Source organism: Amycolatopsis silviterrae (assembly GCF_042684085.1).
Taxonomy (GTDB): Bacteria; Actinomycetota; Actinomycetes; order Mycobacteriales; family Pseudonocardiaceae; genus Amycolatopsis; species Amycolatopsis silviterrae.
In genome coordinates, this window is the sequence record NZ_JBHUKS010000003.1 from 285,329 (window position 1) to 304,673 (window position 19,345).

General features: G+C 68.7%; 21 protein-coding genes and 1 tRNA gene. 7 read left to right on the plus strand and 15 right to left on the minus strand.

The features are described 5' to 3' along the window. Positions 1–374: 374 nt before the first annotated feature. The 3 genes from ACFSVL_RS03070 to ACFSVL_RS03080 all read right to left on the minus strand — a co-directional run bounded on the left by ACFSVL_RS03070 (position 375) and on the right by ACFSVL_RS03080 (position 2,164). The gene (locus tag ACFSVL_RS03070; RefSeq protein ID WP_378300191.1) at positions 375–743 is read right to left on the minus strand and encodes a DivIVA domain-containing protein; all 369 of its coding nucleotides are present in this window, start codon (positions 741–743) and stop codon (positions 375–377) included. 217 nt (positions 744–960) lie between these two features. Beyond that, on the minus strand, positions 961–1,554 hold the full coding sequence (pth, locus tag ACFSVL_RS03075) for an aminoacyl-tRNA hydrolase (protein ID WP_378300193.1): 594 nt from the start codon (positions 1,552–1,554) through the stop codon (positions 961–963). A gap of 10 nt (positions 1,555–1,564) precedes the next feature. Next, positions 1,565–2,164 (minus strand): 50S ribosomal protein L25/general stress protein Ctc, encoded by a 600-nt coding sequence (locus ACFSVL_RS03080; protein ID WP_378300195.1) that lies wholly within the window; start codon positions 2,162–2,164, stop codon positions 1,565–1,567. 325 nt (positions 2,165–2,489) lie between these two features. On the opposite strand from ACFSVL_RS03080, the gene ACFSVL_RS03085 reads away from it, so the two are divergent. Both ACFSVL_RS03085 and ACFSVL_RS03090 read left to right on the plus strand, forming a co-directional pair. Next, complete coding sequence (locus tag ACFSVL_RS03085; RefSeq protein WP_378300197.1) at positions 2,490–3,605, plus strand: hypothetical protein; 1,116 nt, start codon at positions 2,490–2,492, stop codon at positions 3,603–3,605. A gap of 102 nt (positions 3,606–3,707) precedes the next feature. Continuing rightward, the gene (locus tag ACFSVL_RS03090) at positions 3,708–4,352 is read left to right on the plus strand and encodes an NAD(P)-dependent oxidoreductase (protein ID WP_378300199.1); all 645 of its coding nucleotides are present in this window, start codon (positions 3,708–3,710) and stop codon (positions 4,350–4,352) included. 7 nt (positions 4,353–4,359) lie between these two features. Here the strand turns inward: ACFSVL_RS03090 and ACFSVL_RS03095 are convergent, their stop codons facing one another. Next, a complete protein-coding gene (locus ACFSVL_RS03095) occupies positions 4,360–5,205 on the minus strand; it encodes an esterase/lipase family protein (protein ID WP_378300201.1) in 846 nt (281 codons plus the stop codon). A 123-nt stretch (positions 5,206–5,328) separates the two neighbouring features. Here ACFSVL_RS03095 and ACFSVL_RS03100 point away from each other — a divergent pair, with 123 nt between their 5' ends. Then, positions 5,329–6,006 (plus strand): TetR/AcrR family transcriptional regulator, encoded by a 678-nt coding sequence (locus ACFSVL_RS03100; protein ID WP_378300203.1) that lies wholly within the window; start codon positions 5,329–5,331, stop codon positions 6,004–6,006. On the opposite strand, the gene ACFSVL_RS03105 is transcribed toward ACFSVL_RS03100, so the two are convergent. After that, the gene (locus ACFSVL_RS03105) at positions 5,942–6,814 is read right to left on the minus strand and encodes a TIGR03621 family F420-dependent LLM class oxidoreductase (protein ID WP_378300205.1); all 873 of its coding nucleotides are present in this window, start codon (positions 6,812–6,814) and stop codon (positions 5,942–5,944) included. The two genes, ACFSVL_RS03100 and ACFSVL_RS03105, sit on opposite strands and share 65 nt — an antisense overlap. 96 nt (positions 6,815–6,910) lie before the next feature. Here ACFSVL_RS03105 and ACFSVL_RS03110 point away from each other — a divergent pair, with 96 nt between their 5' ends. Beyond that, on the plus strand, positions 6,911–7,336 hold the full coding sequence (locus ACFSVL_RS03110; protein ID WP_378300207.1) for a pyridoxamine 5'-phosphate oxidase family protein: 426 nt from the start codon (positions 6,911–6,913) through the stop codon (positions 7,334–7,336). A gap of 626 nt (positions 7,337–7,962) precedes the next feature. On the opposite strand, the gene ACFSVL_RS03115 is transcribed toward ACFSVL_RS03110, so the two are convergent. The 4 genes from ACFSVL_RS03115 to ACFSVL_RS03130 all read right to left on the minus strand — a co-directional run bounded on the left by ACFSVL_RS03115 (position 7,963) and on the right by ACFSVL_RS03130 (position 12,323). Further along, complete coding sequence (locus ACFSVL_RS03115) at positions 7,963–8,943, minus strand: ribose-phosphate diphosphokinase (protein ID WP_116200125.1); 981 nt, start codon at positions 8,941–8,943, stop codon at positions 7,963–7,965. Further along, positions 8,940–10,436, minus strand: coding sequence for a bifunctional UDP-N-acetylglucosamine diphosphorylase/glucosamine-1-phosphate N-acetyltransferase GlmU (glmU, locus tag ACFSVL_RS03120; protein WP_378300209.1), 1,497 nt, complete (start codon positions 10,434–10,436; stop codon positions 8,940–8,942). Before glmU ends, ACFSVL_RS03115 begins: the two co-directional genes overlap by 4 nt. 45 nt (positions 10,437–10,481) lie before the next feature. After that, complete coding sequence (locus tag ACFSVL_RS03125) at positions 10,482–12,161, minus strand: GGDEF domain-containing protein (RefSeq protein WP_378300211.1); 1,680 nt, start codon at positions 12,159–12,161, stop codon at positions 10,482–10,484. A 90-nt stretch (positions 12,162–12,251) separates the two neighbouring features. Further along, a tRNA-Gln gene (locus tag ACFSVL_RS03130) sits at positions 12,252–12,323 on the minus strand. Between the two features lie 197 nt (positions 12,324–12,520). Here ACFSVL_RS03130 and ACFSVL_RS03135 point away from each other — a divergent pair. Then, positions 12,521–13,480 carry an acyl-CoA desaturase gene (locus ACFSVL_RS03135; RefSeq protein ID WP_378300213.1) on the plus strand — a complete coding sequence of 320 codons (960 nt, stop codon included), beginning with the start codon at positions 12,521–12,523 and terminating at the stop codon, positions 13,478–13,480. Positions 13,481–13,621: 141 nt separating this feature from the next. Further along, positions 13,622–14,212: a TetR family transcriptional regulator gene (locus ACFSVL_RS03140; RefSeq protein ID WP_378300397.1), complete on the plus strand. Its 591-nt coding sequence runs from the start codon at positions 13,622–13,624 to the stop codon at positions 14,210–14,212. 4 nt (positions 14,213–14,216) lie between these two features. Here ACFSVL_RS03140 and ACFSVL_RS03145 read toward each other — a convergent pair whose 3' ends face one another. From ACFSVL_RS03145 to ACFSVL_RS03155, 3 genes are read right to left on the minus strand one after another with little or no spacing between them, the layout of a single operon-like run. Next, positions 14,217–14,597, minus strand: coding sequence for a VOC family protein (locus ACFSVL_RS03145; RefSeq protein ID WP_378300215.1), 381 nt, complete (start codon positions 14,595–14,597; stop codon positions 14,217–14,219). Then, positions 14,597–14,995, minus strand: a complete 399-nt coding sequence (locus ACFSVL_RS03150) for an NUDIX hydrolase (RefSeq protein WP_378300217.1) — start codon at positions 14,993–14,995, stop codon at positions 14,597–14,599. The genes ACFSVL_RS03145 and ACFSVL_RS03150 overlap by 1 nt, the downstream gene beginning before the upstream one ends. A 10-nt stretch (positions 14,996–15,005) precedes the next feature. Next, positions 15,006–15,539, minus strand: coding sequence for a MarR family winged helix-turn-helix transcriptional regulator (locus ACFSVL_RS03155; protein WP_378300219.1), 534 nt, complete (start codon positions 15,537–15,539; stop codon positions 15,006–15,008). 31 nt (positions 15,540–15,570) lie between these two features. Between ACFSVL_RS03155 and ACFSVL_RS03160 the strand changes: the two genes are divergently transcribed. Beyond that, a complete protein-coding gene (locus tag ACFSVL_RS03160) occupies positions 15,571–16,287 on the plus strand; it encodes an SDR family NAD(P)-dependent oxidoreductase (RefSeq protein ID WP_378300221.1) in 717 nt (238 codons plus the stop codon). Between the two features lie 2 nt (positions 16,288–16,289). Here ACFSVL_RS03160 and ACFSVL_RS03165 read toward each other — a convergent pair whose 3' ends face one another. From ACFSVL_RS03165 to ACFSVL_RS03175, 3 genes are read right to left on the minus strand one after another with little or no spacing between them, the layout of a single operon-like run. Continuing rightward, positions 16,290–17,441, minus strand: a complete 1,152-nt coding sequence (locus ACFSVL_RS03165; RefSeq protein WP_378300223.1) for a PQQ-dependent sugar dehydrogenase — start codon at positions 17,439–17,441, stop codon at positions 16,290–16,292. A 19-nt stretch (positions 17,442–17,460) separates the two neighbouring features. Beyond that, positions 17,461–18,114, minus strand: a complete 654-nt coding sequence (locus tag ACFSVL_RS03170) for a response regulator (RefSeq protein ID WP_378300225.1) — start codon at positions 18,112–18,114, stop codon at positions 17,461–17,463. Further along, positions 18,111–19,250, minus strand: coding sequence for a sensor histidine kinase (locus ACFSVL_RS03175; RefSeq protein WP_378300227.1), 1,140 nt, complete (start codon positions 19,248–19,250; stop codon positions 18,111–18,113). Before ACFSVL_RS03175 ends, ACFSVL_RS03170 begins: the two co-directional genes overlap by 4 nt. Positions 19,251–19,345 lie beyond the last annotated feature (95 nt).

The following is a 19,345-nucleotide window of genomic DNA, read 5'->3' on the forward strand; positions in this document are numbered from 1 at the left end:
GGGTCCGTGAAGGACTCCTTGAGGGAATCAGGTTCCCTCAAGGAGTCCTTCACGGACGACCAGCCCGCTCCCGCCGACCTGCCAAGAGCGGCACCGCACTGGCCCTGGTCAGCCCCTTCGGCCTGAGCTGACGAACCTCAACGGGCACCCACGGCGCCGCCTTAAGGCCCCGGCGTTGGAGTCTGGGTCTGTGAAGGGGGCCCTCACGGACGGGCGGGGCGGGCGAAGGGCCGTGAGGGGAACCCTGAGGGAATCTGGGGCTGTGAGGGTTCCCCTCACGGACCGCTGAAGAGGTGGAAGCACGGCGAAGGCCGCTTTGAGGGAGTCGGGGGTCCTCAAAGCGGCCTTCGGCGGGCGTCAGAACGCGAGCGGACTTATCGGCCGGGCAAGCGCTCGGCGGGGGCCTCGGTGACGACTGGCCACGAGGTGCGGCCTGCGGTGGCCTCGCTGTGGTCCCTGGTCCCGGGGATCATCGGGGCTCGGCGTCCGGACAGATCGGCTAGTTGTGTCTCCACCTCATCGAGGAACTGGTCGACCTCTCGTTCGTCGTACCCGCGCTTGCCGATCAACGGCTTGGAGAACAGCACGTGGTGGACCTCGGCCGCGGTGAGGTCGTCCTCATCGGCGATCGTCTTGGCGATGCGGCGCACGAAGTCGTCGACCTCTTGCTTGGCGTAGCCGCGGCGGCCAATCGGGGCGTTACCGAAAGCGACCTCAGCGAGATCCTCGGCGGTAAACGACATGGATCATTCTCCGATTCAGGGTCGGGGTGTGCGAACTCCTGAACTCCGTCCTAACTGGTCCCGGCCACGCCCGGAAGCCCGCACCGGGCCGGACGACTCGATTAGGGCCTCAGAAGCCGCCCATCGAGTGAGAATTCCATCACGCACCGCGATCGCGGCTCACCCACACGCACAACCGTTGCAGAGACCGCCAATCGTGCGGAATCGGGCAAAAGCCTCAGGCTGCGTGGAACGTATTCTGCGCGGCGGCGAGGCCCTGCGAGAGGAGCGCCTCGGTGGCGTCCGCGCATCGGTCGATCTCGAACGGGAGTTCTTTGCGCTCGACCGTCGAGAAGTCTTTCAGCACGAAATCGGCCGGATCCTGCCGACCGGGCGGGCGGCCGATGCCGAAGCGCACGCGGTAGTAGTCACGCGTGCCGAGAGATTTGGTGATGGACCGGAGGCCGTTGTGGCCGTTGTCGCCGCCGCCGAGTTTGAGCTTCAGTGCGCCGAAATCGACGTCCAGCTCGTCGTGCACCACCACGACGCCGGACGGCGGCACCTTGAAAAACCGGGCCGCGCCGACCACCGGGCCGCCGGAAAGGTTCATGAACGACCGCGGCTTCACCAGCACCACGCGGGAGCCCGACAGCCTGCCCTCGAGTACCTCGGCTCCGCTGCGGTGCGCCTTGAACTTCCCGCCGATCCGGCGGGCCAGCTCGTCGAGCACCATGAACCCGACGTTGTGCCGGTTTCCGGCGTACTGCGGCCCGGGATTGCCGAGGCCGGCGAGCAGAATCAGCTCGCCGGCCCCGGGCAGGTCTTCACTCACGGAAGAGAGTTTATTCGGCGGCTTCGGTGGTGGCCGCTTCGGCTTCGGCGTCCTCGTCGGCGCTGCCGCGCGGGGCCTCGTTGACGGCCACGACGAGCGCCTCGGCGTCGGTGACCAGCTCGGCACCGGCGGGCAGGGTGACCTGGCCCGCGGTGATCTGGGTACCGGCCTCGATGCCCTCGACCGAAACCTCGAACTGCTCGGGGATGTGCAGCGCCTCGACCTCGACCTGCAGCGTGTCGAGGTCCTGGGCGACCAGGGTGCCCGGGCCCGCGGTGCCGGTGACGACGACCGGGACGTCGACGGTGACCTTCTCGCCGCGCTTGACGACCAGCAGGTCGACGTGCTCGATGTAGTTCTTGAGCGGGTGGACCACGATGGTCTTGGTCAGCGCCAGCTCGCTGGAACCCTGCAGGTCGAGCGTGATGACGGCGTTGGTGCCGTTCTCGCGGACGACGCGGGCGAACTCGATGGCCGGCAGCGCGAAGTGCCGCGGGTCCGAGCCGTGCCCGTAGAGCACCGCGGGGATTTTGCCGGCGCGACGGGTGCGGCGAGCGGCACCCTTTCCGAACTCGGTGCGCGGTTCGACGGAAAGACGTACCTCGGACACGGTGTAGCACTCCTTCAATCACACGACGTGCGGCAGGGGGCGGCGGGGATCGTCGATCTCTGCTCGGGGGCGGTTGTGCACGGCGGCGAGATTGCGGGCGTGAGCTGACCACGGGGCTTCTCGAGCCGCCGCGTCGATCACGCCGGGCACCTACAGGCGCACCCGCCTCGCCGAGACAACCCAGGAAGTGTAAACCAGCCGGTCCGCGCGGGCACGCACCGGGTCGCCCTGCTCTCCCCCGCGCGGGTGGGTGACGACACAATTCCCGTGCCGCCCGTCAATCTCTTGGGGGTGGCATGATTCCCGCGAAAGAGGGGCGGCTGACATGCGAGCTAGGTGGACTGCGACAGCACTGGTGCTGCTGGGTGGGCTTCTCGCTGGCTGTCAGGTCGCGGTGAACGGCACGGCGGGGCTGTCCGACGCCGACCGGCAGCTGGCCGCGCAGCGCGCACAGCAGCAGACAGCGGTGGACGCCGCGCTGAAGGCGCTGGAGCAGGCACCGGCGCTGCAATACGACGCGACGCTGAAGGACGGGGCCGGCAACCCGGCGACGCTGACGTACCGCGTCGCGCGCGACGGCAACGGCTTCGGAGCGCTGCCGCTGGAAGGCAAGTCGGTGCGGATCACCGAGCCGGACGGGCAGCTGTACCTCGCGGCCGACGCCGACTACTGGAAGGCGCACGGGCTGGAGGAGAACAGCACCCAGTTCGGCGCCGGATGGGTGCACACCGTCGGGAGCGAACTGCCGCTCGACCCGGCCGCGCGGCTGGCCCCGCCGAAACTCGCCGCCGAACTGCGCAAGTCGCTCGGCGGACTCGGCACGGGCGCGCCGCGGAAGCAGAAGCTGCCGGACGGCACCGAGGTGTACGACCTCGGCGGCGCGCTGCAGGTGACTACCGCCGAACCGCACCGGGTCACCGGGTTCGCGCCCGCGCTGCTCGATCCGCGCGGCGGTCCGAAGCTGGGGGCGGCGTTCCGTGTCCGGCCGCTGGCCGAGGCGGAGATAAAGCAGTTCCACAATGATTTCAACGCCGCGGTCGACGCGATCGGGCAGCCGTTCGACGGGCTCGCTCAGGCGAGTGTCACGGTGCTCAACGACAAACTCGATTGCCAGGATTACGTCGGTTCCTGCAAGACGACGGTGGACGTTTCGAATAGCGTCGTCGGCAATCAGCCGGGGTCGAAACCGAGCGTGCACATCAAGCTTTCGGTGGAAATCAGCGCGGACTCGCTTGGGTCGCAAAGCTGTGCCACGGAGGGCGACGCGGCCGCGGACGCGACCATCACGATGTCCTGCTCGGTCAAGTTCACCCTGCCCAACCGCACCGCGAGCTACCAGGTGCTGGCGAAGCCGACGGCGGTCGCCGAGGTGCGGTCGCCGGTCGACGCGAACGCCGTGAAGGCGAAGCTGACCACCGCGTTCGCCGCGCTCGGCGGCTGACCTGCACGCTCACCTCGGGGTGCGTTTCTTCCGTTGAAGTAGCCGAAGATCGGTCCTTACCATCGGCGGGCGTAGAGACGATTTCTTTTTCGAGGAGCGGCAATGAGCAAGCTTGTGGTGTTCGGCGCGACGGGATTCGCCGGCAGCCGGATCACCGACGAGGCGCTGCGGCGCGGGCACTCCGTGACCGGGGTCGCGCGCAAGGCCGAGGGGTTGCCCTCCGGCGTCGAGGCGCGGTCGGGGTCGATGCATGACGCGGAGTTCGTCGCTTCGGTGGCCAAGGGCGCGGACGTGCTCGTGGTCGCGACGCCGGGCCGCGCGGACGACGAGGGCCGCCGTCTAGTGGACGCCCTGCCGACGCTGGTGGACGCTGCCCGCGCGAACGGCGCGCGGCTGGCGATCGTCGGCGGCGCCGGTTCGCTGCGGGTCAGCGAGGACGGGCCGCGCGTGATCGACACCCCGGACTTCCCGGAGGAGTACAAGCCGGAGGCGGGCAGCCACGTCCTCGTCCTGGAGGCCCTGCGCGAACTGCCCGCGGACGTCGACTGGTTCTACGTCAGCCCGGCCGCCGAGTTCGGCTCCTGGATCCCCGGCGAGCGCACCGGCAAGTTCCGCCTCGGCGGCGACGTGCTGGTCAGCGACGCCGACGGCCGGTCGCACATCAGCGGCGCGGACCTGGCGATCGCGTTCGTGGACGAGATCGAGGAGCCGAAGCACTCGCGCGCCCGGTTCACGCTGGCGTACTGAGCCCGGCTCAGCCGGGAGAGCCGGCGGTGCAGACGAATTTCGTGGCGTGGGCTGGGTCGAGCGCGTTCGTGACCAGGTTCCAGACGTTGAGGTCGTAGGCCTCGCCGATGTGCCCGACGGGGTCGAACGGGCAGGTGTCCTGGACGTACTCGTTCGTGACGCCCGGCTCACGCACGAAAGAAGTCTCGGTCGGCGTGACCAATTCGTCGAACCGGGACGTGAGCACCGTGTAGCGCACGCCGGGCTGCGCGATGGGACCGTTCGTGAGGGTCTGCACCGCGCTGCCGTCGGTGATCAGGTTGTCGCACGCCGGGCAGCCGAACGCGGTGAGCGCCTTGCCGACCTCCTCGCGCACTCCCAGCAGGTACGCCAGCTTCGTCAGCCCGGCGAACGTGGTGCCGTGCGTGGGCGGCGCGATGGCCACGACGGAGCCGATCCGGTCCGCGATGCCCTGGGTCTTCGTGACGTACAGGGATTGGAAGCCGCCCTCGGAGTGGCCGACGAGATCCACTTGTGCCGCACCGGTTTCCGCTAGCACCTCGCCGACGAACTGCTTGATTTCCGTTGCGGAGTCAGCGATCGGGCGCAGTCCGCCGACGACCGGGAACTGCGGATATGCTCCGTAGGTCCGGCTGAACGTGCAGTATCCCTTGGCGGCAACGTGATCCTGCAGGAAGTTCAAGTCCTCATAGGACGTTGCGCCGAGCCCGTGCAGGAACACCACCGGACGTGGATGCGCCGAACTCGGCTGGCACGCTGGATCGTTGACGCCGCCGGTCGTAGCGGCAGTGGCGGGGGCAGCGAGCGCGGCGGTCAGCAGTGCCGCGGCGGCCAGGACTATGCGCAACCTCATCGGGGCGGTCCTTCCCTGTCATCCTTGACAGCGTCCTTGACACTGGATACCCGTGGGTATTGGATACCTGAAGGTATTGAGCGGGCTGAGGCAGTGTCAACCCCCTGGATGAGGGAGAAGCCGATGACCGGCCGGACGCGGCCGACGCGGGCGGAGACCCGGCGGCGCATCCTCGACGCGGCGTTCGCCGTGTTCGGGGAACAGGGCATCGCCGCGACGAAGCTGACCGAGGTGGCCGCCGCGGCTGGGTTGACGAAAGGCGCGGTCTACTCGAGTTTCGCGTCGAAAGACGAGCTGGTGCTGGCGCTGATGGAGGAGCACGCCGCGCACCGGCTTGAGGCAAGCCTGGCGAGCTTCGCCGAAGCGGACGACGGCGGCGCGGGGCTGGCGAACGTCGCCGCGGTGCTGATGTACGAAATGCGCACCGACGCGGTGTGGCACCGGCTGCTGGCCGAATTTTTCGCGATGGCGCACCACGACGACCGGCGGCGCGACGCGTTGCGCCGGCGCCGCCGGGAGGTCCGCGACACCATCGCGCGTGCCTTGAACCGGCTCGCCGAGGGGCTGGACCTCGAACTTCCGTTGCCTGCTGAGGAATTCGCCGTCGTGCTGCTCGCGTTGAGCAACGGATTGGCCGTGGAGGCCGACATCGACGACGAAGCTGTCCCAGACGGTCTCCTCGGCCGGGTGCTCACGCTGATCGCCGGCGACGCGGTCGCGAAGGTGCAGGCGGCGGCTAGCGACCCCGCAGCTCAGCCACCACCGGGGCGAACGTCTCCATCATCCCCTCGAACACGGTGAAGTAGGAGAAGCCGTACCGTTCGCGCTGTGCGATGAGCTGCTGCACCATTTCGTCCACTGTGCCGAAGAGAAGCTGTGGTGCGCTCAGCAGCTCGTCGACGTTCGCCGCGCTGCGTTCCTCTGTCTCGGCGTGCCATTCCGCGGCAGCCTCGCGCCGGTCGTCGGTGACTATTACGCGCTGGATCAGCATGTTGTAGTTGATCTCGCGATTCCCTGCCAGGGAACGGAAATACTTGACCCGCTCGTCCATCGCGACGTCATTGTCGAGCACGAACGTGCCCGGCGGACGCCCGCGATCCTGGCGAAGACCAGCGAATCCGACGATGTCCGCCTGCTCCGCCGCGAGCTTCAGCACGCCGTCGCTGTTGCCCGCGATCAACAGCTTCGGCATGCCGCCCTCGTCCTCGACGCGCGTGCGCAGCTCAGCGAGACCTTCGGTGAGATAGGCGATCCGGTCGGCCGCTTTGCGCCACGGCAGCCCGGCGTCGTCGAACTCGTGCTTCATGTGGCCTGAGCCGAGACCGAGTTCGAAGCGGCCGTTGGTGAGTTTGTTGGTGGTGGCGACGTCGCGGGCGAAGAGCGCCAGGTTGTAGAACGGCACGTTGGACACCAGCGTGCCGACCCGCACCCGCTCGGTCACCGCCGCGGCGGCGGTAAGCGCGGGAAACGGCGACAGCCGCCCCGCCCCGAGATGATCGGGCACGGTCAGGTGGTCGTAGCCGAGTTCCTCGGCGCGCCTGCTTTTTTCGGTCCACTCGGTGCCGTCGGCCGTGAGCCGCAGGCTGACGCCGAATTCGAATTTCCCCATGTCGGTGACGCTAGTCAGTCCCGGATGGGTGACGCATCGGTTTTCGCCCCCGGCGGAACCCGGTTTTTGTCGTACCCCGTCGTTAGCTTCGGAGGCATGGTGTTGTCGATCGAAGAACGGGAACAGTTTCTGGCGGAGCCGCACATCGGCGCGCTCTCGGTGGTCGAGCGGCCGGACCGAGCGCCGCTCACCGTGCCGATTTGGTACCAGTACGAGCCGGGCGGCGAGCTGTGGGTGATCACGCAACCGGACTCGCGCAAGGCGAAGGCGATCGAGGCGGCCGGCCGGTTCAGCCTGATGGTGCAACGGGTCGAGCCGACGGTGCGGTACGTCTCGGTGGAGGGCCCGGTGGTGCGCACCCGGCCGGGCAGCCGCGAGCTGACGTGGGAGATGGCCTCGCGGTACCTGCCCGCCGACAAGGTGGCCGGGTATGTCGAGTTCGAGCGGACGCAGTTGGGGGAGCACATGGCGATCCACCTGCGGCCGGAGAGGTGGCTGTCTGGGGATATGGGAGCGGTGTGACGGCGGTGCGGTGAAGTGGCGAGGCTTGGTGGGTGAGGGGCTCGTAGCGAGAGAGGGAGTGAGGTGAGAGGCGAAGGGCGAGGGGTCCTGGGTGAGAAGCGTCGGCTGACGAGCGTGGGGTGAGCCCACGGCAAAAGGTGTTGAGCGAGCGTGGCGACTTAGGCAGGAGGTGGTGTTTGGATCGTTGCGGTGCCGTCGAGGCGGTAGCTGTCAGGGCGTAGCTGGCAGGTCCTCGTGGGTGCCGCTGAAATGAGGCGTCGCGGCCGGAATCGGCGCGACTTCCTGGGCTTGGCCGACCCGCCGGGCCCGAACGTACCGCCGTGGTCGCGAGGTCGCTCCCGGGTTACCGGAACTAACCGGAACGCTGCCGGGCCTCGACACGGCACGGGCCCCTCACGTGACGCTAGGCCCTGACACGACACGGGCACTGACGCGACACCGGGCCCCTGACACGACGCCGAGGCCCTGACATGACACGGCCCTGATACGACGCCGGGCCCCGACATGACGCCGGGCCCCGACATGACACCGGGCCCCGACACGACGCCGGGCCCCGACACGACGCCGGGCCCCCGGCGTTTCCGCCAAGGGCCCGGGGTGCCACTGCTTCAGTCAGGCAGCCAGCGTCACGCGTTGCCGTCGAACAGCGAGGTGACCGAGCCGTCCTCGAAGACCTGCTGGATGGCCTCCGCGAGCATCGGCGCGATGGACAGCACCGTCAGGCCCGGGAAGCGCTTCTCCTCCGGGATCGGCAGCGAGTTCGTCACGATGACCTCGCGGGCCTTGCACTGGGACAGCCGCTCGGTGGCCGGGTCGGAGAGGATGCCGTGCGTGGTCGCGATGACCACGTCCGCCGCACCCTCCTCCAGCAGGGCCTCGGTGGCCTTCACGATCGTGCCGCCGGTGTCGATCATGTCGTCGATCAGCACGCAGAGTTTGCCCTCGACCTTGCCGACCACGCGGTTGGCCACGGCCTGGTTCGGCTTGTCCGGGTCGCGCGTCTTGTGGATGAACGCGATCGGCCGGTCGCCGAGCTGCTGGGCCCACTTCTCGGCCAGCCGCACGCGGCCCGAGTCCGGCGAGACGACCGTGATGTCGGCGTTGCCGTAGGTCGACTTGATGTGGTCGGCGAGGACCGACTGGGCCATCAGGTGGTCGACCGGGCCGTCGAAGAAGCCCTGGATCTGGGCGGTGTGCAGGTCGACCGTCATGATCCGGTCCGCGCCCGCGGTCTTGAACAGGTCCGCGATGAGCCGCGCCGAGATCGGCTCGCGGCCCTTGTGCTTCTTGTCCTGGCGCGCGTACGGGTAGAACGGCATGACCACGGTGATCCGCTTGGCGCTCGCGCGCTTCAGCGCGTCCACCATGATCAGCTGCTCCATCACGTACTCGTTGATGGGCGTGGTGTGCGCCTGGATCACAAACGCGTCGGTACCGCGCACCGACTCCTCGAACCGCACGAACAGCTCGCCGTTGGCGAACGTGTGCGCGGTCTGCGGGGTGATCGTCACGTTGAGGTGCTTGGCGACCTCTTCCGCGAGCTCGTGGTGCGCACGGCCGGAGAAGAGCATCAGATTCTTCTTCGGCGTACCTGACTTCGGACTCATGCTGGCGACTCCCCGTCGGTTCCTGCTGCTGACTCGGACACAACGGTGTCCTGCTGCTGGGCGGCGAGAGCAGCTTCCGCTGCCTCCGCCGCGGGCGTGCCCGGCCTGCGCCGGACCGCCCAGCCTTCGATGGTGCGCTGCGGACCGGCCGACAGCGCCAGTGAGCCAGGCGGGACGTCGTCGCGGATCACCGCACCGGCTCCACTGTAAGCGCCGTCTCCGATCCGCACCGGCGCGACCAGCGTGTTGTCCGCCCCAAGCCGGACATGCGAGCCGACAACGGTCTGGTGTTTGGCCACCCCGTCGTAGTTCACGAACACACTGGAACAGCCGATGTTGCTGTGGTCGCCGACGATCGCGTCGCCTACATAAGTGAGATGCGGCACCTTGGTTCCGGTGCCGATTTGCGCGTTCTTCGTTTCGACGAACGCGCCCAGCTTGCCCTTCGCGCCGAGCTTCGTGCCCGGCCGCAGGTACGTGTACGGGCCGACGTTGACGCCGTCGCCCAGCTCAGAGCCCGAACCGTGCACACGCACGACCGAAGCGCCCGAGCCGATCTGCACGTCGGTGAGCGTCGTGTCCGGACCCACAACGGAGCCCTCGCCGACCGAGCAACGGCCCTTGAGCTGGGTGTTCGGCTCGATCAGCACGTCGCGCGAGAGCGTGACGTCCGCCTCGATCCAGGTGGTGTTCGGGTCCGTGACCGTGACGCCTTCGCGCTGCCAGCGGCGCACGATGCGGCGGTTGTACTCGGCGCCGAGCACCGAAAGCTGCACGCGGTCGTTCACGCCTTCGGTCACCCACGGGTCTTCGACGACCAGCGCGCCGACGCCCTTGCCATCCTCGCGGGCGATGCCGAGGACGTCGGTGAGGTAAAGCTCACCCTGCGCGTTGTCGGTGGACAGCCGCGTCAGGCCGTCGATGAGCACGGCCGCGTCGAAGGCGTAGACACCGGAGTTGATCTCGGTGATCGCCCGCTGCTCCGGCGTCGCGTCCTTGTGCTCGACGATCGCGCTGACCGAACCGTCGGAGCCGCGCACGATGCGGCCGTAGCCGGTCGGGTCGGCGACGTCGGCGGTGAGCACGGTGACCGCGTTGCCCGTCTTGGCGTGCTCGGCCCGCAGCGATTCCAGGGTTTCGGTGTCCAGCAGCGGAACGTCGCCGTAGCTGACGACCACGGTGCCGGTGAGTCCTTCCGGCAGCTCCGCCAGCGCGCACGAAACGGCGTGCCCGGTGCCCTTCTGCTCTTCCTGCACGGCGGTGGCGACCTCGCGGCCGAGCACCTCGCCGACCCGGTCGAGTTCGGCGCGCACGGCGTCGCGGCCGTGTCCGATCACGACCACCAGATGCTGCGGCGCGAGGCCGGCGGCGGCGCGCACAGCGTGTTCCACCAGCGGCCTTCCGGCGATCGGGTGCAACACCTTAGGAGTGGAGGAACGCATGCGGGTGCCCTCACCCGCAGCGAGGATCAGCGTGCTCAGCGGGCCGCTCACGAGTCTCCCAACGATTCACCGGTGCGTTGACGAGCACCAACGATCCTACGTGGGGTCCTCAGCGCTCCACGCGGGGTCGGTCGGAGCGGTTTCCCCAGGCCAGCCGCCCATGCCGTCGCCGGCCATCGAATTGGCCGACGCCACCTGGTTGCCCCCGCCGCGTTTCGCTTCGTACATCGCCGCATCTGCGCGCGCGAGAACCTGTTCGGCCCGCTCCTGCGGACGCAGCGACACCAGGCCAATGGACAACGTCACACCGTGCGACAGGTGATGCGGCAGTGTCGCGACCGATTTGGCCGCGCGGCCGAGCGCCATCTTCGCCGCCGACGCCGGCGCGCCGGGCAGCAGCACGATGAACTCGTCGCCGCCGTAGCGGGCCACCACGTCGTCGCCGCGCAAAGCGTCGCGCAGAGTGCTTGCCACAACACGCAAAACGTTGTCGCCCTCGGCGTGCGACTGCTTGTCGTTGACGCCCTTGAACCCGTCGAGGTCGACCAGCGCGACCGCGAGCGGCTGCGCGTCCGCCGACGACGCCAGCGAGCGCAGCCGTTCGTCGAGCGCGCGGCGGTTCGGCAGGCCGGTGAGCGGATCCTGCAGTGCCTGCTGGGTGATCGCGCCGTGCTCGGCGGAAAGCCGTTCATGCTCGCGGCGCGCGTTCAGCGTGGCGATCTGCGATTCGCGCAGCGCCCACATTTCGGTTTCCAGCGCGGTCGCGTAGTCGATCAGCGACTGGCTCGCGGCCTCCGGGTCGAGCCGGGCGAGTTCGCGGGAGAGGGTGAGCCGCATCGACGGCTGCGAGACGTCTTCGGCCAGCACGTCGCGAGCCTCGTACAGCACCTGCAGCGCGTCGCTGCGGCGGCCGGCTTGGTCGAGGCAGCGGGCCAGCGCGATCGCGACCAGCTCCTGCTCGTGCGGATAGTGGTGGCCGAGATGCATGCCCTGCAGGCGTTCGACGTGCTCGGCGGACGGATCGTGCAGCGCGAGCGCCGCGGCCAGCACGCCGACCTGGTCGACCGCGGACACCCCGATCTTGCGCGGGAACAGCGATTCGGCGAACGGGCCTTCCGCGGCCACCGCCATCGACGCGGCGGTGCGGAACTTCTCCGCCGACTCGTCGTACTGCTCGATCCGCTCGAGCCGAAGGCCCCAGCCGAGCAGCATCTTGACCCGGTTCATCAGCTGCAGCGTGATCTCGTGCGGGCTGGCGCTTTCCCGGATCGCCTGGTGCGCGCGGCCGATCACCTCTTCGGCGGCCTCGTAGACGCCGAGCTGGTTGAGCACGATCCAGCAGTCGATGAGCGCCATCGACTGCATGCGGTTCCAGTTGCGGACGCCGACCTGGCGGTCCGGAATCGTGGAGTCGTCGAGGATCGCGAGCGCGCGGGCGATCTCGGTGAGCGCGGCGTCCTCCTGCGCGGCGAGCACGAGACGGCGTCCGCGCAGCGCGTGCGCGTCCGCGCGCAGCAGGGACAAGCCGTGCCGCCGGGTGTGCGCGAGCATCTCGTCGAGCCGGGGCTCGGCCTCGGCGGCGAGGCCGCGGGTGACGAGCCGGGAGAAAGCGGAGGCGCGCAGCAGCTGGGCGACGAGGGTGGGTTCCCCCCGGCGGAGGGTTTCGTCGAGCAGCTCGTCCATGATCTTGACGATCTCGAGCTGATTCTCGTGCTCCTGGCGCTGTACGGCCGCGATGAGTTCCCGCGCACGCCCGACCAGCCACGCGTCCGACATCTCGACCAGGGTCGGGCGACGGGCGCCCGCGGGGTCGCTCGGTTCCTCGCTCAGCCGCCCCCACTCCCATCGCCCTCGCCGGATGTGCAGCTCCGCCGCCAGGATTCGAACCTGAACTGTCAGAACCAAAATCTGAAGTGCTGCCGATTACACTACGGCGGATCGGTCCTGGTCAGGATAGCGATGATCGGGGACGGGGGCGCCAGGAGGGGGAGGCGTGGGCCACAGCGTCGCGGCGGGCACCGGGGAATCGGACTTTTCGGGCCTCCACAGTGCCGGAAACCTCCTGTACCGTAACTTACGACACCGTAGGTTAGGGCACCCTTCACAAGGGGTTGTGAGAGGAAAGAAGTGAGCGCATGACGGCCACCCTCGATCGTTCTCAGTCAGCGGGCGACCCGCCGAAGGGCCCGAAGCCGATCATCGAAGGACAGCGGTCGATCGGGGTCCAGTTCTCGGTGTACTTCGGCGTGCTGCTGCCGATCGTGGCGCTGCTGGTCGCGGTTCCGTTCGCCTGGGGCTGGGGGCTGACCTGGCTGGACGTCGCGCTCTTCGTCGTGTTCTACGGGATCAGCGGGCTGGGCATCACGGTCGCCTACCACCGCTACTTCACCCACGGCTCGTTCAAGGCGAAACCGTGGCTGCGGGTCGTGATGGCGATCGCGGGCAGCATCGCGTTGCAGGGACCGGTGATCACCTGGGTGGCCGACCACCGGCGCCACCACGCGTTCTCCGACCGCGACGGCGACCCGCACTCGCCGTGGGCGTACGGCACCTCGCCGCTGGCCATCGCCAAGGGTTTCTGGCACGCGCACATGGGCTGGCTGTTCGAGCGCGACAAGAGCAACCAGGGCCGGTTCGCGCCGGATCTGGTGAAGGACAAGGCGATCAGCAAGGTCGACGACCTGTTCTGGCTGTGGTCGCTGGTGAGCCTGTTCCTGCCGGCGCTGCTCGGCGGGCTGATCTCGTGGTCGCTGTGGGGCGCGGTGACGGCCTTCTTCTGGGCGGGCCTGGTCCGGATTTGCGTGCTGCACCACGTGACCTGGTCGGTCAACTCGATCTGCCACATGATCGGCGAGCGCCCGTTCGCCGCGCGCGACCGTTCGGCGAACTTCTGGCCGCTGGCGATCTTCTCCTTCGGCGAGTCCTGGCACAACCTGCACCACGCCGACCCGACCTCGGCCCGGCACGGCGTGAAGCGCGGCCAGATCGACATGTCGGCGCGGCTGATCTGGATGTTCGAGAAGTTCGGCTGGGTGCACGACGTGCGGTGGCCGACTCCGCAGCGGCTGGCCCGGATCGCGACCGAAAGCAAATAACGTCGTGAGTGGTAATCCCGGTTAGAACCGGGATTACCACGCACGACTACCCTGCTGCGAATGGCGGGGAGACGACGGGCGAAACGAGAAGCGGCGGCGGTCACCGGGGCGCGGCCGGCCGCACCGGTCGCGCGGGTGCGCATGACGGGCACCGAGCGCAGACAGCAATTGCTCAACGTGGCACGCGCGTTGTTCGCCGAGAAGGGTTTTGACGGCACCTCCATCGAGGAGATCGCCGCGCGGGCGAACGTGTCCAAGCCGGTCGTCTACGAGCACTTCGGTGGCAAGGAAGGCATTTACGCCGTCGTCGTCGACCGCGAAACGCAGCTGCTGCTCGATCGGATGGTTTCGACGCTCCATGGTGGACACCCGCGGGTGATGTTGGAGCAGGCCGCCGTCGCGTTGCTGAGTTACGTCGAGGATTCCCACGACGGGTTCCGCATTCTGGTCCGTGATTCCCCGGTCGCCAGTTCGACCGGCACCTTTTCGACGGTCCTCAACGACATCGCCAGCCAGGTCGAGCACATCCTCGCCCAGCAGTTCGCCGCGCGCGGGTATGAGGAGAAGCTGTCCGCGCTCTACGCGCAGGCGCTGGTCGGGATGGTCGCGCTCACCGGGCAGTGGTGGCTGGACGCGCGCAAGCCGAAGCGGGACGAGGTCGCCGCGCATCTGGTGAACCTCGCCTGGAACGGGTTGTCCCACTTGGAAAACAAGCCCCGGCTGCTCGGCTGAATCCTTAGCCGCCGGACGGCGCGTTGCTCAGATCCACGACGCAGAACAGGTTGCCGTCCGGGTCGGCCAGGACCACGAAGTCCGGTTTGGGCGGGTAAAGCTCCCAGTCGACCCGCTGTGCGCCGAGCCCGAGAAGCCGTTCGACCTCGGCGCGCTGTTCGTCCGCGGTGTCGGTATAGAGGTCAAGGTGCAGCCGCGGCCGCAGTTCGGCGGGCGATTCGCTGCGCATCAAACCCAGCGCGTGCGCGCCGCCGGGATGGGCCAGCGTCCGCCACGTTCCGCTCGCCCATTCCGGGTCCTCGACGAGCCCGAGCGCCTCGGACCAGAACCGCAGCGCCCGTTCGACGTCGGCGACTCCGAGCACCGTGATCCCGAGGCGCAGCATCAGACCAGTTTTCCTTGTGCGTGCAGGTCGTCGAGGATCAGCTGGACCGTCGCTGACACCTGGTCGCGGTCAGCGTGCGCGAGCCAGCCGAACGATTCGATCTCGCTGCTCGGCTTCAGCTCGCCGGTGTAATCCGCGGTGTAGCAGGTCATCCGCACCACGACACCGTCCGCTTTGCCGTGCGCCTGCGCTTCCCATACCCCAGCTGGCTGCGCGGAAGCCGGGTCCAGCTGCACGCTCAGCTCCTCGGCGATCTCCCGGACCAGCGTTTCGACATCCGTCTCGCCCGCTTCGCGTTTCCCGCCGGGCAGGTACCAGGTGTCCTTGCCCGCCGAGCGCGCGGCGAGCAGCTTGCCGTCGACCAGGTGCAGCCAGGCGACTTTGTCGATTGAGGACATGTCCGCCATCCTACCTCCGCGCCCGCCGGTCCAGGTCCGCGAGCAGAACGCGCAGGAGACCGGCCAGCTGGTCGCGTTCTGCCGGGGACAGGGCGGACACCAAGGTTTCCTCGTGCTCCAGCAGATCCCCGACGGTTCGTTCGATCAGCTCGTGCCCGGCCTCGGTCAGCTCGACATAGACCCCGCGACGGTCCGAAGTGGACTTGACCCGGCGGACGTGGCCGTCGCGTTCGGCGCGGGCGGTTTGCTGCGAGATCGCGCCAGGGCTGACCCGGCACTGCTTCGCGAGTTCGCCCGCGCTGAGCCGGTACGGCGGCCCGGCCCGGCGCAGCGTGCTGAGCAGGGTGCGGGTGGACGCGTCCATACCGAGTTCCAGCATGGTCGCGCGCCGGTCGTCCTCCAGCAGCTTCGCGATGTGCCAGATCCGCGTGATCACGCCGATCGACGACACCGGCGTGCCCGGCTGCTCCCTCAGCCACGCTCGCTGGATCTCGTCCACTTCGTCGCTTGACGGGTTTTCCCCGCCGCCGGTACCGTCGTTCACGAGAGGTACTTTAGCAATAAAGGACGTGGGGATGAAACGGGAAGCAGTAGTGACCGGGGGCAGCACTGGAATCGGGTACGCGATCGCGGCGGCGTTTGTCCGGGCCGGGGATCGGGTCACCATCACCGGGCGGCGAGAGGACGTGCTCACCGAGGCGGCGACGCTGCTCGGCGCGCGTGCGGTGAGCTTCGACGCGAGCGATCCCGAGGCGGTCGAAGCGGCGCGCGATCAGCTGCCGGAGCGGGTCGATGTGCTGGTGAACAACGCTGGTGGCAACACGGATTTCCTGCGCGAGGACAGCGGCGATCTGAAGGCGCTCGACGCGGCCTGGACGGCCAACATCCGGGCGAATCTGTTCTCCGCCGCGTTCATGACGTCGGCGCTGCGGGAGCGGCTGGCTGACAATGGCCGCATCGTCACGATCGGTTCGATCGCGGGGCACACCGGCGCCGAGTCGTATGGCTGGGCGAAAGCCGCCGTGGAGGTGTGGAATACCGAAACCGCCCGGCAATTCGGTCCGCGCGGGATCACCGCGAACATTGTCGCGCCGGGCCTGATCGTGGACACGGAATTCTTCCGCGGCAAACTCTCCGCGGAGCGGCGGGAATGGCTGGTCGAGAACACGATGACGAAGCGGGCGGGCAAGCCGGACGACGTCGCCGAGGTGGTGCGGTTCCTGGCCTCCCCGGAAGCGGGACACGTCACCGGCCAGGTGGTGCACGTGAACGGCGGAGCGTACGTCGGCTGACCTCAGCTGGGGGTCACGCGCAGCACTTTGTCGTTGCTGCCGTTGGAGGTCGTCACGTACAGCGAGCCGTCCGGTCCGCTCCGGACGGCTCGCAACCGGCCGAATTTGTCGTTGAATTCCGCGGGCAGCGTGACGCTGGTGACCTTCCCGGCGGCGTCCAGGTGCAGCAGCAGGAGTTTCTGGCCCTTCAACGCCACCACCGCCAGCGCGCCTTCGTTCGTGCCCCATTGTTTGCCGGCGAGGAACGCGTCGCCGCTGATCGCCTCGGTGGTCGAGCCGCTGGTCCACAGTGGACGGACCGCGTCCGGGAACCGGGTGGTGTCGGTCATCGGCACGCTCTCGTCGTAGTCGGCGTCGGTGCCGCCCTTCGACGGATCCCAGCCGTAGTTTCCGCCTGCCCGCAGGAGATTCACCTCGTCGTCGAAGGCGGGGCCGTGCTCGGCGGTGAGCACCTGTCCGGTGCCCGGCCGGATCGCGACGCCCTGCACGTTGCGGTGGCCGTAGGTGTAGATCCGGCGTTCGTTCGGGTCCGCGGAAGCGAAAAACGGGTTGCCCGGCAACGGTTCCCCGGTCTTCGGGTCGATTCGCAGCACTTTGCCGCCGAGGAGGTGCCGGTCTTGCGCCACGGTGGACCGTGCGCTGTCGCCGGTGCCAACCAGCAGCGCGCCGTCGGGAGCGAGCGTCGGGCGGCAGCCGGAGTGCCGTCCGCTCGGGTTCACCGGCAGGCCGGTCAGCAGGTCCCGTGCCTTGGCCGCGCTCGCGCCGTCGTCGGCGAGCCGCCAGGTGACGAGCCGGACGTCCTCCGCGCGGCCGTTTTCCTGGTGGGTCTGGCAGGTGGTGAACTCGCGCGACCTCGCGAAATCCGCCGCCAGGACCAGGCCCATCAGACCGCCTTCGCCCTGCACAAGGACGTCGGAGAAATCGGCCCGCACGTCGGTCTTCCGGCCGTCGCGGATCAGCGCGAGCTTGCCGGGGCGCTGCGGGACGAGCAGCGAACCGTCGGGAAGGAAGGCGACGTCCCAGCCGTGTTCGAGGCCGTCCGCGACCTGCTGCACGGCGAATCGGCCCGGCTCCTGCTTCGCCGGCGCGCTCGCGGGCGCGGCCGAGCAGGCGGCGAGCAGCAGGACGGCGGCGGACAACGCGACGAGACGCATGGGTCCAGCATGCCCCGATTCAGCCGCCGGGACGTACCAATCCGGACTCGTACGCGAACACGACCGCGTGCACCCGATCCCGCAGCCCGAGCTTGCTCAGCAGCCGTCCGACGTGCGTCTTCACCGTCGTCTCGCCGATGAACAGCGTCCCGGCGATCTCGGTGTTCGACAGGCCGCGCGCGATCAGGCCGAGCACGTCCTTCTCGCGTTCGGTCAGCGTCTCGAGTTTCTGCTCGTCCAGCGGCGTCCGGTGGGCGCTGAGATAGCGGTCGAGCAGGCGTTTCGTGACCGACGGCGACACCATCGCGTCGCCGCGCAGCACGCCGCGGATCGCCACCAGCATCTCGTCCGACGGCGCGTCCTTGACCAGGAATCCGCTGGCGCCGGCGCGAAGCGCGGAGTAGGCGTACTCGTCGAGGTCGAACGTCGTGATCACCAGTACCGAGGTGTCCGGCAGTTCGGCGCAGATCTGCGCGGTGGCCGCGACGCCGTCGAGCACCGGCATGCGCACGTCCATCAGCACGAGGTCCGGCCGCCGCGCGCGGGCGAGTTCGACGGCCTCCGCGCCGTCGCCCGCTTCGGCGATCACCTCCAGGTCGGGCTGGCTGTCCACGATCATCCGCAGCCCGACGCGCACGAGTTCCTGGTCGTCGCAGATCAGCACGGACGTCATGCGGCGTCCGTCCGCAGCGTGGCCGCCACCCGGTAGCCGCCGTCCGGCAGCGCGCCGGTTTCGAGCTTGCCGTGGTACATCGCGACGCGCTGGGCCATGCCGGTGAGCCCGCGTCCGGATCCGGGCAGCCCCGCCGCGGCCGGCTCCCGTCCGCCGGAGTTGGTGACCTCGACGCGGATTTCCGGGCCGGTGAACGTGACCTGGACCCGGCCGCTCGCGTCGGGCGGCGCGTGTTTGAGCATGTTGGTCAGTGCCTCCTGGACGATGCGGTACGCCTGCAGCGCGACGCCGGCGGGCAGGTCGGCGATGTCGCCGTCGACTTCTAGCGTTATATCGCGACCGGACTGCGCGACGAGCGTGCGCAGCTGGTCGAGGGTCGGCTGCGGAGCGCGTGCGGGTTCGCCAGCGTGCATGACTTCCAACAGCCGTCGCAGCTCAGCGAGCGCGGAACGGCCGGTTTTGCTGATGGTGTCGAGCGTACGGTCGACAGCGTCGGGGTCCTGGTGGCGTGCGAGCTTCGCGCCTTCGGCGTTCAGGACGATCACGCTCATGCTGTGTGCGAGTACGTCGTGAAGCTCGCGCGCGATCCGCGTGCGCTCTTCGGCGACTGAAGCGCGGCTACGGGCTTGTTCCTCGGACGCTGCCAGCTCGGCTCTTAGCCGTTCTTCTTCGGCGAGTTGCTCTCTCGCGCGGAAGAACGCGCCGAGCGCCCAGGCCGCTAGGTACAGCGGCAGTGCGCCGAAGACGGTGAGTGTGGGGTTCAGGGTGTTAACCCCCCAGGTGAACCCCCACAGCGTGTCGAGCCCCGCGACGGCTACGGCGAAGGCGATGAACCATCTGTCGCCGGCTTTGACGAGCGTGTACAGAACGACTGCCATCGCGAGGTCGCTACGGCCACGGTCATGCGCCCACACCTCGTTCGTGTAGACGATCAGCACCCCGATGAGGATCAGGACCGCGACCGTGCGTGGGTAGCGGCGACGCAGCAACAGCGGCAGCAGAAACAGCGTCGGGAACATCTTCAGCAGCCACGTGTCCTGCTCCATGATGTTCGGCCCGAGGGTGACGAAGACGGCGTACAGCGGCAAGTCCCGCAACCAGCGCTGCTTGCGCACCCACGTAACCAGTCCACGCACAAGACGAACGTAACGCGGGATCGTCGTCGCGTGCGTCGTTCCGGAGGATGGCCGTGGTCCTCCGAGCGGACGACTTTTCCCGCCGACCGAGCCGA

Bases quoted from the DNA above. Each gene is read 5' to 3' on its own strand.
- ACFSVL_RS03070 (WP_378300191.1), bottom strand. From the start codon at position 743: ATGTCGTTTACCGCCGAGGATCTCGCTGAGGTCGCTTTCGGTAACGCC.
- ACFSVL_RS03085 (WP_378300197.1), top strand. From the start codon at position 2,490: ATGCGAGCTAGGTGGACTGCGACAGCACTGGTGCTGCTGGGTGGGCTT.
- ACFSVL_RS03090 (WP_378300199.1), top strand. From the start codon at position 3,708: ATGAGCAAGCTTGTGGTGTTCGGCGCGACGGGATTCGCCGGCAGCCGG.
- ACFSVL_RS03095 (WP_378300201.1), bottom strand. From the start codon at position 5,205: ATGAGGTTGCGCATAGTCCTGGCCGCCGCGGCACTGCTGACCGCCGCG.
- ACFSVL_RS03100 (WP_378300203.1), top strand. From the start codon at position 5,329: ATGACCGGCCGGACGCGGCCGACGCGGGCGGAGACCCGGCGGCGCATC.
- ACFSVL_RS03105 (WP_378300205.1), bottom strand. From the start codon at position 6,814: ATGGGGAAATTCGAATTCGGCGTCAGCCTGCGGCTCACGGCCGACGGC.
- ACFSVL_RS03110 (WP_378300207.1), top strand. From the start codon at position 6,911: ATGGTGTTGTCGATCGAAGAACGGGAACAGTTTCTGGCGGAGCCGCAC.
- ACFSVL_RS03115 (WP_116200125.1), bottom strand. From the start codon at position 8,943: ATGAGTCCGAAGTCAGGTACGCCGAAGAAGAATCTGATGCTCTTCTCC.
- ACFSVL_RS03125 (WP_378300211.1), bottom strand. From the start codon at position 12,161: ATGTCGGACGCGTGGCTGGTCGGGCGTGCGCGGGAACTCATCGCGGCC.
- ACFSVL_RS03135 (WP_378300213.1), top strand. From the start codon at position 12,521: ATGACGGCCACCCTCGATCGTTCTCAGTCAGCGGGCGACCCGCCGAAG.
- ACFSVL_RS03140 (WP_378300397.1), top strand. From the start codon at position 13,622: ATGACGGGCACCGAGCGCAGACAGCAATTGCTCAACGTGGCACGCGCG.
- ACFSVL_RS03145 (WP_378300215.1), bottom strand. From the start codon at position 14,597: ATGCTGCGCCTCGGGATCACGGTGCTCGGAGTCGCCGACGTCGAACGG.
- ACFSVL_RS03150 (WP_378300217.1), bottom strand. From the start codon at position 14,995: ATGTCCTCAATCGACAAAGTCGCCTGGCTGCACCTGGTCGACGGCAAG.
- ACFSVL_RS03160 (WP_378300221.1), top strand. From the start codon at position 15,571: ATGAAACGGGAAGCAGTAGTGACCGGGGGCAGCACTGGAATCGGGTAC.
- ACFSVL_RS03165 (WP_378300223.1), bottom strand. From the start codon at position 17,441: ATGCGTCTCGTCGCGTTGTCCGCCGCCGTCCTGCTGCTCGCCGCCTGC.
- ACFSVL_RS03170 (WP_378300225.1), bottom strand. From the start codon at position 18,114: ATGACGTCCGTGCTGATCTGCGACGACCAGGAACTCGTGCGCGTCGGG.